The 11,091-nt window shown below is 70.3% G+C and carries 12 protein-coding genes and 1 tRNA gene; 9 read left to right on the forward strand and 4 right to left on the reverse strand.

The genetic code is table 11. From position 1 onward, the window contains the following. The first annotated feature begins 50 nt into the window (after positions 1-50). Together ACZY1G_RS14055 and ACZY1G_RS14060 are read left to right on the forward strand one after the other, a co-directional pair. Positions 51-124: transfer RNA gene (locus ACZY1G_RS14055), tRNA-Pro, on the forward strand. A 73-nt stretch (positions 125-197) separates the two neighbouring features. Beyond that, positions 198-1,124, forward strand: coding sequence for a phosphatase PAP2 family protein (locus ACZY1G_RS14060; RefSeq protein WP_463812471.1), 927 nt, complete (start codon positions 198-200; stop codon positions 1,122-1,124). Here ACZY1G_RS14060 and ACZY1G_RS14065 read toward each other — a convergent pair. Together ACZY1G_RS14065 and ACZY1G_RS14070 are read right to left on the reverse strand one after the other, a co-directional pair. Then, a complete protein-coding gene (locus ACZY1G_RS14065) occupies positions 1,121-1,261 on the reverse strand; it encodes a hypothetical protein (protein WP_463822723.1) in 141 nt (46 codons plus the stop codon). The two genes, ACZY1G_RS14060 and ACZY1G_RS14065, sit on opposite strands and share 4 nt — an antisense overlap. A gap of 10 nt (positions 1,262-1,271) precedes the next feature. Beyond that, on the reverse strand, positions 1,272-2,258 hold the full coding sequence (locus ACZY1G_RS14070; protein WP_463822724.1) for an LLM class F420-dependent oxidoreductase: 987 nt from the start codon (positions 2,256-2,258) through the stop codon (positions 1,272-1,274). Positions 2,259-2,350: 92 nt separating this feature from the next. Here ACZY1G_RS14070 and ACZY1G_RS14075 point away from each other — a divergent pair, with 92 nt between their 5' ends. The 6 genes from ACZY1G_RS14075 (at position 2,351) to ACZY1G_RS14100 (ending at position 8,735) form a co-directional block, all read left to right on the forward strand. After that, positions 2,351-3,595 carry a DUF7847 domain-containing protein gene (locus tag ACZY1G_RS14075; RefSeq protein ID WP_463823001.1) on the forward strand — a complete coding sequence of 415 codons (1,245 nt, stop codon included), beginning with the start codon at positions 2,351-2,353 and terminating at the stop codon, positions 3,593-3,595. Between the two features lies 1 nt (position 3,596). Further along, positions 3,597-4,250, forward strand: a complete 654-nt coding sequence (locus ACZY1G_RS14080) for a DUF4129 domain-containing protein (protein WP_463822725.1) — start codon at positions 3,597-3,599, stop codon at positions 4,248-4,250. Further along, positions 4,247-5,386 carry a DUF4350 domain-containing protein gene (locus ACZY1G_RS14085; protein WP_463822726.1) on the forward strand — a complete coding sequence of 380 codons (1,140 nt, stop codon included), beginning with the start codon at positions 4,247-4,249 and terminating at the stop codon, positions 5,384-5,386. Before ACZY1G_RS14080 ends, ACZY1G_RS14085 begins: the two co-directional genes overlap by 4 nt. Before the next feature lie 50 nt (positions 5,387-5,436). Continuing rightward, positions 5,437-6,360: an AAA family ATPase gene (locus tag ACZY1G_RS14090; protein WP_463814747.1), complete on the forward strand. Its 924-nt coding sequence runs from the start codon at positions 5,437-5,439 to the stop codon at positions 6,358-6,360. Continuing rightward, positions 6,357-7,679: a DUF58 domain-containing protein gene (locus ACZY1G_RS14095; RefSeq protein WP_463812476.1), complete on the forward strand. Its 1,323-nt coding sequence runs from the start codon at positions 6,357-6,359 to the stop codon at positions 7,677-7,679. Before ACZY1G_RS14090 ends, ACZY1G_RS14095 begins: the two co-directional genes overlap by 4 nt. A gap of 168 nt (positions 7,680-7,847) precedes the next feature. Then, positions 7,848-8,735, forward strand: a complete 888-nt coding sequence (locus tag ACZY1G_RS14100; RefSeq protein ID WP_463822727.1) for a hypothetical protein — start codon at positions 7,848-7,850, stop codon at positions 8,733-8,735. Positions 8,736-8,780: 45 nt separating this feature from the next. Here the strand turns inward: ACZY1G_RS14100 and ACZY1G_RS14105 are convergent, their stop codons facing one another. Next, a complete protein-coding gene (locus tag ACZY1G_RS14105) occupies positions 8,781-9,773 on the reverse strand; it encodes a stage II sporulation protein M (RefSeq protein WP_463812478.1) in 993 nt (330 codons plus the stop codon). Positions 9,774-9,799: 26 nt separating this feature from the next. On the opposite strand from ACZY1G_RS14105, the gene ACZY1G_RS14110 reads away from it, so the two are divergent. Beyond that, positions 9,800-10,561, forward strand: a complete 762-nt coding sequence (locus tag ACZY1G_RS14110; protein WP_463822728.1) for an RDD family protein — start codon at positions 9,800-9,802, stop codon at positions 10,559-10,561. Here the strand turns inward: ACZY1G_RS14110 and ACZY1G_RS14115 are convergent. Then, positions 10,555-11,025, reverse strand: coding sequence for an anthrone oxygenase family protein (locus ACZY1G_RS14115; RefSeq protein WP_463812481.1), 471 nt, complete (start codon positions 11,023-11,025; stop codon positions 10,555-10,557). The genes ACZY1G_RS14110 and ACZY1G_RS14115 overlap by 7 nt on opposite strands. Positions 11,026-11,091: the final 66 nt, after the last annotated feature.

The raw sequence follows: 11,091 nt of genomic DNA on the forward strand, positions 1-11,091 counted from the left end.
TGCGTTTGGCTTCACACCGGGGCCGTGCGATACGCTGTCGTGGCTTCACACGGGGTGTGGCGCAGCTTGGTAGCGTGCTTCGTTCGGGACGAAGAGGTCGTGGGTTCGAATCCCGCCACCCCGACAGCGACGACGCCCAAACCGATTGCCGGTTTGGGCGTTTCCTGTTTTCTCGAGCGCCGACGGGGGGATGGCCGGTGACCAGGGCGCGACGACGCATCGCCGACGTCGGGGATGACCGCCTACGGCGCACGCGCCGACAGTGGGCGGCCGTGCTGATCGTGGCCCTGCTGTTCTTCGTCGCGGTCTATCTCCTGGCCGTCCAGACCACGCTGGGTCAGCGCGTCGAGGACGCCGCGCTGCGCGGCGCCGATCAGGTCGATCCCGAGCTGCACCGGGTTGCGTTGCGGGCGTTCCACACGATCACGGTCAGCTCTCAGATCGCCGCCACGGTGCTCGTCGCGGCGATCGGCCTGCTGCGGCGCCAGGTGTGGTTGGCGGTCGCGGGGGTGGGCGTGATCCTCGGCGGCCAGGCCGTCACGCAGATCCTGAAGTACCACGTGCTGTCCCGGCCCGACCTGATCGCGGCCGACGAGTCGTTCCTGGAGAACACGCTGCCCAGCGGACACACCACGGCGGCCATGTGCCTGTTGTTCGCGACGATGATCGTCATGCCCTACCGCTTCCGCGGTGTCGCCATGTTCCTGACGTTGACGTGGGCGGTGGGCATCGGTGCGTACACGGTGATCATCAAGGCACACCGGCTGTCGGACACGTTGGCCGCCGATGCGGTGGCGCTGATCGTGGCGTGCCTGGCCGCGCTGCTGCTGTCACGCACCGGTCGGATTCGCGCCGTGGTGTCCCCCAGTCCGCAGCGCTACGTCCTGCGCACGGTGTTCGTCGTCGCCGTCGGCGTCGTCGGCGCGGCATGCCTGGGCCTCGGCGGGGTCCAGATGCTGCACGCGGTGGCGGCCCATGTCGAGGACGAACCGACGTCGTGGCGGCTGTTCCTCAGCTCGCAGTGGTTGGCCGCCGCGGGGTCGATCGCGTCGGCGTTGCTGTTCTGGTGGACGTGGTACCGGCTGGAGACCAAGCGCCGCGGTGATCCGGTCGCGACGCGCTAGGCGGTCGGCTCGCCGCTGTCCTTGTCCACGTCCGGGGTGTCGCGGTCCGGGTCCTTCTCGGTGCCTTTCTCAGTGCCGGCGGCCTTGTCGGCGCTCGACCCGTCCTCGCCGTCGTAGATTCCGCTGCCTCGTGTCATCGAACCCTCCTCACGCCGCCGCGTTGCGCAGTTTTTCGAGCAGCGGGCCCGCCGCCTCGCTCAGGAACGCGTCCTGGGTGTTACCGCCGACCTGGACCAGCGCGATGTCGGTGAACCCTGCCTTCCAGTACTCCGAGACCGCGTCGACGATCGCGTCCAGGTCGGGTCCGCACGGGATCGAGTCCGCGGTGTCCTCGGGGCGGACGAACTGGGTGGCTCCGTCGAAGCCCATCGTGGTCGGGAGGTCGGCGTTGACCGCCCAGCCGCCGGCGAACCACCGGAACTGGTCGTGGGCCCGTTCGACGGCGGCGTCGCGGTCAGGGTCCCAGCTGATCGGGATCTGTCCGATCACACGGACATCGCCGGGCAGTCCGGTGGCCCGGCGGGCATCGTGCCAGGCGTCGACGAGGTCCTTGTTGGGTTCGACCGCGATCAGATGGTCGGCCAGCGGAGCAAAGGCTTCCACTGAGCGGTCCCCGGAGACGGCCGCCGCGATCGGCACCGGCACCTCCGGTACATCCCAGATCCGGGCCGAGTCGACCTCGAAGTACTCGCCTTTCCAGTCGACGAGATCGCCGGTGTGCAGTTCGCGGATGATCTGGATCGCCTCGCGCAGCATCTCCTGACGACGCGCGACCGTCGGCCACCGCTGCCCCACGACGTGCTCGTTGAGGTTTTCGCCCGTGCCGACGCCGAGGGTGAAGCGGCCGTCGGCAAGGATCTGCAGCGTCGCCGCCTTCTGCGCGACGACGGCGGGGTGATAGCGGATCGTCGGGCACGTCACGTACGTCATCAACTCGACACGTTCGGTCGCGTGTGCGACCGCGCCTAGCACGGTCCACGCGTACGGCGCATGCCCCTGCGAGGCCAGCCAGGGGAAGTAGTGGTCACTGGAGACTTCGAAGTCGAAACCAGCCTGCTCTGCCGAAACTGCATAGCGGACAAGGTCTTTGGGTCCACTCTGCTCGGTCATCAGGGTGTAGCCGAATCGGGTCATGCGGCGGGAGTACCCGGGACGCCCGTGCCGAAACGGACCGCCCGGTGGGGGCCGCGTCGACAAGAGTCGGCACGCTCGACAAGATGGTGATCATGACCTACGACGCCGGTGGATACGGACCGGCCCCCGGCTGGGGCCCTCCCACCGGCGCGCCCCCGGGCTACGGACCTCCCCCCGGTTACGGGCCTCCCCCCGGTTACGGGCCTCCCCCGGGTTACGGCCCACCTCCCGGCTACGGCCCACCTCCCGGCTACGGGCCCCCGCCTGGCCACGGGCCCCCACCTGGCTACGGACCACCCCCCGGGTTCGGGCCTCCCCCGGGTTTCGGGCCGCCGGGCTACGGCCCCCCGCCGGTTCTGCGACCGGGCATCGTGCCCCTGCGCCCTCTGTCTCTGTCGGACATGTTCAACGGAGCATTCGCCTACATGAGGGCCAACCCCAAGGCCACCCTCGGGCTGACGACGATCGTCGTGGTCGCCGCGCAGGTGCTGGCCCTCATCCTGTCGCTGTGGCCGCTGGCACTGAGCGGCGACGTGGACCGGGCGATCGACAGCGCCGCGACCGGCGCCACCATGTTCGAGACCGGCGCGGGCATCGCGTCGCTTGTGTCCAGCCTCACCGCGGGAATCGCCACCGCCCTGTCGACGATCCTGCTCAGCGGCCTGCTGACCGTCGTCATCGGGCGCGCGATCTTCGGTGCCGGCATCACTATCGGTGAAGCGTGGCAGCGGCTGAAACCGCGCCTGTGGGCCTTGCTCGGCTTCACCATCCTGGAAGCGATCGCCGCGATCGTACTGATCGGCATCGTCGTCGCGATCGTCGCCGTGGTCGCGGCGTTCGGCAACGGGTGGGCGGCCTTCATGATCGCCGTACCACTGGGACTGGGACTCATCGCCGCGCTGCTCTACGGGGCGACGATGCTGGCTTTCACCCCGGCCGCGATAGTGCTGGAGCGCCGCGACATCGTCTCGGCGGTCCGCCGCTCGTTCGAGCTGATCCGCGGTGACTTCTGGCGCGTGCTGGGCATCCGGCTGCTCGCGATGCTCGTCGCCCAACTGGTCGCCGGCGCCGTTGCCATCCCGTTCAGCTTCGGCGGGCAGGTCCTTCTGACCACGGGGGGCAGCGTGTCGGCCGCGATGGTCGCACTGGTCATCATCGCCGTCGGCGGTGCGGTCGGCCAGATCATCACCGGCCCGTTCAACGCGGGAATCGTGGTGCTGCAATACACCGATCGCCGCATCCGGGCCGAGGCGTTCGATTTGGTGCTGCAGACCGGCGCCGTTCAGACACCGACGGCGCACTCCACCGACGACCTGTGGCTGAGCGGCCGGCGGTGACGTGGCGCCGATCGACATCGACCGCGACGCAGCCCGGGACGCGGCACAGAACGAACTGTCCAAGGCCATCTATCCGCGTCCGTCGCTGACCGACCAGTTCCTCGCCTGGCTCGACCGTCTCCTCTACCGCATCACCGCCGATGCGGCGTCGCTGCCGGGCGGCTGGGTCACCGTCACGGTGCTGGTGCTGCTCGCCATCGCGGCTGTCCTGATCGTGGTGCGCATCGCACGACGAGCCATGCGCAGCAGCAGAACCGGTGCGGCCGACGAGCTGTTCGCGGGCCACATCCTCAGTGCCGCCGAGCACCGCGCGGCCGCGCAGCGCCATGCGGCGCAGGCGGACTGGACCCCGGCGATCCAGCACCGACTGCGCGCCGTGGCCCGTCAACTCGAAGAAGACGAGGTGCTCAGCGCGGCAGTCGGTCGCACAGCGACCGAGCTGGCCCACGATGCAGGCCGCGCCATGCCCGAGTTGGCGTCTCACTTCGACTCTGCCGCAGCAGCGTTCAACGATGTCAGCTACGGCGGGGTGGCCGGCACCGAAGAGCGGTACCGGATGGTGAGTGCCCTCGATGACGCACTGGGCGGGCGAGCACGAGCGGGTTCCGCCGCGGCAGCGTCCTCGGCGCAACCCCCCTGGGCTCCAGTGCGATGACGACCGCGATCGGCCCCACGCTCGGGCAGCAGTGGAAGACCTGGCGGTGGGTCCTGCTCGCCCTGGCCGCCGTCATCGCGATCGCGACGCTGAGCACCTGGCTCACCGCTCCCCGCCCCGGCGGACCGCTGGAACCCGCGTCGACGTCCCCCGACGGCACACGCGCTCTGGTCACCCTGTTGCGCGACAACGGAATCGACGTCGTGGTCGCCGACTCCGTGGCGGACGTCGAGCGCGCCGCCCGACCGGACACCCTGCTGGTGGCCGGGCAGACCTTCTGGCTCTACGACGACGACCAGCTGCGCCGGCTCGCCGCGGTGCCCGGCGACCGGTTGCTCCTCGCACCGATCGGCAAGGCGCGCGAGGCCCTCGCACCTGCGGTGCGCAGCGGTGACGCCACCGAATTCGGTGGCCTGGCGCCAGGATGCGACCTGCGTGAAGCGGAGCGGGCGGGGTCGGTGCAGTTCGGCGCAGCCGACACGTTCGAGCCGGCCGGCTCCGCGGCGGTGACCCGCTGCTACGGCGGGGTGCTGGCCCGATACGAGGACGACGGCCGGACCGTCACCGTGGTGGGTGACTCCAGCTTCCTGACCAATTCCGCTCTGCTCGACGAGGGCAACGCCGCACTGGCGATGAATCTGACCGGCGCCCGCCCCACGGTGATCTGGTACGCGCCTCAACGCGGTGAGGGCGCCGGCGCGTCGGGCGACGCCAGCATCATGGACCTCATTCCGGACCAGGTGATGTGGGTGGTCGCCCAGCTCGTGGTTGCCGTCGCGGTCGTGGCGCTCTGGCGGGGCCGACGGGTGGGGCCGCTGGTCGCCGAGCCGTTGCCGGTGGTCGTGCGCGCCTCGGAGACGGTGGAGGGCCGCGGGAGGTTGTACCGGTCCAGACGGGCCCGCGATCGGGCCGCCGATGCGCTGCGCTCGTCGGCCCGGCAGCGTCTCATGCCCCGGCTGGGCCTGAGGCCCGATGCCGCCCCGGCGACCGTCGTCGCGGCCGCAGCGCAGCGCTGCGGTCAGGACCCACAGGGGGTCGCCCATATCCTGTACGGGCCGCCGCCGGAGAGCGACACCGAGCTGGTGGCCCTGGCCCGCGCACTCGACGACATCGAAAGGCAGGTCGCGCAGTCGTGACACAGCCCAGCACAGCAGATGACTCCGAGCAGGGGGCCCGCACCGCGCTGATGGCTCTGCGCGCCGAGATCGGCAAGGTCGTCGTCGGCCAGGACGCGGTGGTCAGCGGTCTCGTCGTCGCGCTGCTCTGCCGCGGCCACGTCCTGCTCGAGGGCGTTCCGGGTGTCGCGAAGACGCTGCTGGTGCGAACCTTGGCAGCGGCGCTGCAGCTGGAGTTCAAGCGGGTGCAATTCACCCCGGATCTGATGCCCGGCGATGTCACCGGTTCGCTGGTCTACGACGCCCGCACCGCCGAGTTCACGTTCCGCGCCGGGCCGGTGTTCACGAATCTGCTTCTGGCCGACGAGATCAACCGCACCCCGCCCAAGACGCAGGCCGCTCTGCTGGAAGCGATGGAGGAGCGTCAGGTCAGCGTCGACGGTGATCCCCGGGCGCTACCCGATCCGTTCATCGTCGCCGCCACCCAGAATCCGATCGAGTACGAGGGCACCTACCAACTGCCGGAGGCTCAGCTGGATCGGTTCCTGCTCAAGCTCGACATTCCGCTGCCACCACGCGATCAGGAGATCGCGATCCTCGACCGGCACGCTCGCGGGTTCGATCCGCGCGACCTGTCGGCGGTGCGTCCGGTGGCGGGGCCCGCCGAACTGGCGGCCGGCCGCGAGGCCGTCCGGCGTGTGCTGGTCGCCGACGAGGTGCTCGGCTACATCGTCGACATCGTCGGCGCCACAAGGCATTCCCCGTCGCTGAAGCTCGGGGTGTCCCCTCGTGGCGCCACGGCACTGATGGCCACGGCACGGTCGTGGGCGTGGCTGTCGGGCCGCAACTACGTCACCCCCGACGACGTCAAGGCGATGGCCCGGCCGACGCTGCGGCACCGGGTGGCGCTGCGCCCGGAAGCCGAGTTGGAGGGCGCGAGCACCGACGGCGTGCTCGACGGCATTCTCGCTGCCGTGCCGGTGCCCCGCTGGTGATCCTGACCGGGCGCACGGGGCTGATCGCCGCGGTGTGCGCGGTGCCGGTCGGGTTGTCACCAGCTCCCGCAATGACTTTCGTTGTCCTGCTCGCGGCGCTGGCCGTCGGTGTGCTCGTCGATGTCGTGCTGGCCGGCAGCCCGCGCGCGTTGGAATTCACCCGCGGCGGGGCCGGATCGGCCAGGTTGGGCCAGCCGGTCGAGACCAGTCTGCACGTCGTCAACCGCGGCCGGTCCCGCTTCCGGGGCGTCGTGCGGGACGCCTGGGCGCCGAGCGCAGCCGCCGCGCCACGCATCCAGGCAGTGGATCTTGCTGTCGGACAGTCTTTGTCGATCATCACGACATTGAATCCGGTTCGCCGTGGCGACCAGGTGGCCGGGCCGGTGACGGCCCGGTCCGTCGGTCCGCTGGGATTGGCGGGCCGGCAGGGGTCACACCGGGTCGCCGGCGAGGTCCGGATCCTGCCGCCGTTCCTCTCGCGCAAGCACCTGCCGTCGCGGCTGGCTAGGCTCCGCGAACTCGACGGCGCGACACCGGCGTTGATCCGCGGTCAGGGCAGTGAGTTCGACTCGCTGCGGGAGTACGTGGTCGGCGACGACATCCGCTCGATCGACTGGCGGGCCACTGCCCGGCGCGCCGACGTGGTGGTGCGCACGTGGCGGCCCGAGCGGGACCGGCGGGTGGTGATCGTGCTGGACACAGGGCGGACGTCGGCGGGGCGGGTCGGTGTCGATCCCACGGCGGCCGAGCCGGTCGGCTGGCCGCGGCTGGACTGGTCGATGGATGCCGCGCTGCTGCTGGCGGCGCTGGCGGCGCGCGCGGGCGATCACGTCGACTTCCTGGCGCACGATCGGGTCACGCGGGCTGCGGCGTTCAACGCGTCGCGCAGCGATCTGCTGGCCCAGCTGGTCGAGGCGATGGCGCCGCTGGAGCCGGCGCTGGTGGAGTCCGATGCGCGGGCGATGGTGGCAGCGGTGCTGCGGCGGGTGCGACGCCGCGCGCTGGTGGTGCTGTTGACGGACCTGAACGCCACCGCGATCGACGAGGGGCTGATGGGGGTGCTCGGGCAGTTGACGGCCAAGCATCAGGTGCTGCTGGCCGCGGTGTCCGATCCGCGGGTGGATGCGCTGGCGGCGGGCCGGGCGGATGCGGTCGAGGTATACGACGCCGCGGCGGCCGAGCGGGCCCGGGGCGAGCGGCGCGACATCGCGTCGCGGTTGCGGAGCCGCGGCGTCGACGTGGTCGACGCCCCGCCCGAGGACCTGGCGCCGGCGCTGGCCGATCACTACCTGGCGATGAAGGCCACCGGCCGCCTGTAAGGGCTCACCTTTTTCCGGCGAGCAGACGCAATCTCCTGCGTTTTGCGGCGTGTCCACGCGAGTTCGCGTCTGCTCGCGGGGGAGAACCTTATCCCCACAGCCGCTTCCATCCCCAGCTGACGCGATTGGTGCGCCACACCCCCGCCACATCGGCCCCACGATGGCGCCATGCACCCAGGGCTCGAGGATCTGTTCGCGCGTCACGCGGGGTTCGTCAACACCGCAACACTTCTCACCGTCGTCACCCGCTCACGGCTCGACCGTATGGTGACGCGCGGCGAGCTGATTCGCGTGCGCCACGGCATGTACAGCCGAGAGACCCCCGATCGAACGGGTCGGCTCGCAGCGCTGGACCGCCACCTGGGCCAACCGACCGTCGCATGCCTCGGGACAGCGGCCGCGCTGTACGGCTTCGACACCGAGGGTACGACGACCACGCATGTACTGGACCCCGGCATTCGTTTGCGGCCGAACCTCGGGCTGATGGTGCACCAGCGCCTGGGCGCACCGCTGAAGCGAGTGGACGGACGGCTGGCGACGGCGCCGGCGTGGACCGCGGTGGAAGTCGCTCGCATGCTGCCGCGACCGCGGGCGCTCGCGACGCTCGATGCGGCCTTGCATTCGGGATTGTGTACGCCCGAGGAGATCGCGGATGCGATCGCCGAGCAGAAGGGGCGGCGCGGCATCGTCGCGGTTCGTGCTCTGGCACCGCTTGCCGACCGCCGCGCCGAGTCGCCGATGGAGAGCGAGGCCCGCCTGGTCATGATCGACGGGCGGCTGCCACGCCCGGAACTGCAGTACGAGATCGAGGGATGGCGCGTCGATTTCGCCTGGCCTGACCACGGGGTCGTCGCGGAATACGAGAGCGTCGACTGGCATTCGGGCCGGCTCGAGATGCTCCGTGACAAGGCACGCTTCGCTGCGATCCAACAGCTCGGGTGGACGGTCATTCCGATCGTGGCTGCCGACGTGCGCGTGTATCCCGAGAGGCTCGTCGACCGGATCGCCACACATCTGGATCGCAACACCCCCGCGAGGAGACGCAAACTCGCGTGAAACACGCCCAAAACGCGCGAGTTCACGTCTTCTCGCCGGGAGAACTCAGCCCGTCGGTACGTAATCGGGGGCGTCGTCGATGTCCCCGGTCTCGCCGCGGCGCACGGCGCGACGGCCGAAATACACCACGTAGCCGATGAAACAGGCTTCGGCAGCCACGCCGATCGCGATGCGCACAAACGTCGGCAGCCCCGACGGCGTGACGAACGCCTCGATCAGCCCCGCGATCGCGAGCACCGCGACCAGCCCCAGAGCCACCGAGATCATCGACCGGCCCTGCTCGGCGAGCACCTGCGCGCGCGGCCGATCCCCCGGCGAGACCACCGACCAGCCCAGCCGCATACCCGCGGCCGCCGCCAAGAAGACCGCGGTCAATTCGATCAGCCCGTGCGGGGTGATCAGCCCGAGGAAGATGTCGCCGCGGCCGGCACCGAACATCACCCCGGCGAGCACGCCGAAGTTGAGCGCGTTCTGAAACAGGATGTACGGGATCGGGATTCCGAGCAGGATCGCGGCCACCACGCACTGCGCAGCGATCCAGGCATTGTTGGTCCAGACGCTGAACGCGAAGGATGCCGCGGGGTGCTCGCTGTAGTAGGCCGCGAACTCCGTGTTGACCAGCTGCTCGATTTCACTCGGCGTGCCGATGGTGGCCTGCACCTCGGGAGTGCCGGCCACCCACACCGCCAACGCCACGGACACGATGAAGAACGCGACCGCGGTGCCCGCCCACCACCGCCACGTTCGGTACGCGACGACGGGGAACGACACCGTCCAGAACCGCACGAACTCCCGCCATAGTGGGGCGTGCGCGCCCGTGACGACCGACCGGGCCCGTGCCACCAGGCTGGAGAGCTTGCCGACGAGGACGGCGTCGGCCGACGACGACCGCACCATCGACAGGTGCGTGGAGACCCGCTGGTAGAGCTCCACCAGTTCGTCGGCTTCGGCGCCGGTGAGCCGCCTGCGTCGCTTCACCAGATGGTCGAGGCGATCCCACGCCGGCCGGTGCGCCAGCACGAACGCGTCGACATCCACCCCGCCGACTTTAGTAGCGTGGCGTCATGGCCAGCCCGCAGCAACCGGTGGTGACCGGTGACGCGGTCGTTCTCGACATCCAGATCGCCCAGTTGCCGGTGCGCGTCGTGTCGACGGTGATCGACGTCGTCGTCGTGGTGATCGCCTACGTCCTGGGTGTGCTGCTGTGGGCGCTGACGCTCTCGCAGTGGGATTCTGCGCTCTCCGACGCGGTCCTGATCGTGTTCACGGTGCTCGCCCTGGTCGGGTATCCGCTGATCTTCGAAACCGCCACCCGGGGTAGGTCGCTCGGCAAGATGGCGATGGGTCTGCGCGTGGTGTCCGACGATGGCAGTCCAGAACGCTTCCGGCAGGCCCTTTTTCGCGCTCTGTCCGGCGTGCTGGAGATCTGGATGCTGACCGGCGGCCCCGCCGTGATCTGCAGTCTCGTCTCACCGCAGGGCAAGAGTATCGGCGACATCTTCGCCGGCACTGTCGTGATCACCGAGCGCGGGCCGCGGATGGCACCGCCGCCGATGATGCCACCGCAGCTCGCCCCCTGGGCGTCTGCGCTCGAGCTGTCCGCGCTGAGGCCCGAAACCGTCGAACTGGCACGGCAATACCTCACCCGAGTACACCAGCTCGCGCCTCGGGTGCGCGACGAGATGGCCGGCCGCATCACCGGCGAGGTGGTCGCGCAGATCACTCCGCCGCCTCCACCGGGCACTCCGGCCGGCCAGGTGCTCGCCGCGGTGCTCGCCGAGCGTCACCGCCGGGCCCTGCAGCGTTTGCAGCCGCCCACCTACTGACGAACCACGCCGACCATCGTCGCAACGGCGGCCGCCAGGCTCGTGACCGTCCGCACGTGGTTCCACGACGTCCAGCTCGCGAGATAGGCCTGCCACACGTCGGGAGTGGCGGCGGCCGCGTCGAGCCCGTCGTTCAGAGGCACGTTGGCCACCACGGTGACGACCGCGCCCGCCACCCCGAGCACGGCACCGGCCACCAGCCACCCCCGCCCGGGCGGCGAGGCCACCACCGCCATCACGCCCATCGCGACGGCCAGCAGCGCGGCGCCGAAGTACGCGAGCAGGAACACGCCGTTGGTCTGCGCCGTGGCGTTGATTCCGCGCATCGCCGCGATGGCGTTCTGCGGGCCGGCGCGATCGAGGCCGGCCATCACGAACGTCGAGAAGACGAGCATCATGCCGCCGGCGGCGGCACTGGCCACCGCGGAGACGGAGGAGACGACGGTCAGGGCGCTGCTGGTCATGACCCCCAGTCAACGCACCGAAGTCGAGACGATCCATAGCTCAAACCCGCATACACATCATCGAGC

Source organism: Mycobacterium sp. IDUB_5, assembly GCF_055419565.1.

Excerpts from the sequence above, each read along its gene's own strand:
- ACZY1G_RS14090 (WP_463814747.1), top strand. The coding sequence starts at position 5,437 with ATGGCTCTGCGCGCCGAGATCGGCAAGGTCGTCGTCGGCCAGGACGCG.
- ACZY1G_RS14100 (WP_463822727.1), top strand. The coding sequence starts at position 7,848 with ATGCACCCAGGGCTCGAGGATCTGTTCGCGCGTCACGCGGGGTTCGTC.
- ACZY1G_RS14110 (WP_463822728.1), top strand. The coding sequence starts at position 9,800 with ATGGCCAGCCCGCAGCAACCGGTGGTGACCGGTGACGCGGTCGTTCTC.
- ACZY1G_RS14075 (WP_463823001.1), top strand. The coding sequence starts at position 2,351 with ATGACCTACGACGCCGGTGGATACGGACCGGCCCCCGGCTGGGGCCCT.
- ACZY1G_RS14065 (WP_463822723.1), bottom strand. The coding sequence starts at position 1,261 with ATGACACGAGGCAGCGGAATCTACGACGGCGAGGACGGGTCGAGCGCC.
- ACZY1G_RS14115 (WP_463812481.1), bottom strand. The coding sequence starts at position 11,025 with ATGACCAGCAGCGCCCTGACCGTCGTCTCCTCCGTCTCCGCGGTGGCC.
- ACZY1G_RS14085 (WP_463822726.1), top strand. The coding sequence starts at position 4,247 with ATGACGACCGCGATCGGCCCCACGCTCGGGCAGCAGTGGAAGACCTGG.
- ACZY1G_RS14070 (WP_463822724.1), bottom strand. The coding sequence starts at position 2,258 with ATGACCCGATTCGGCTACACCCTGATGACCGAGCAGAGTGGACCCAAA.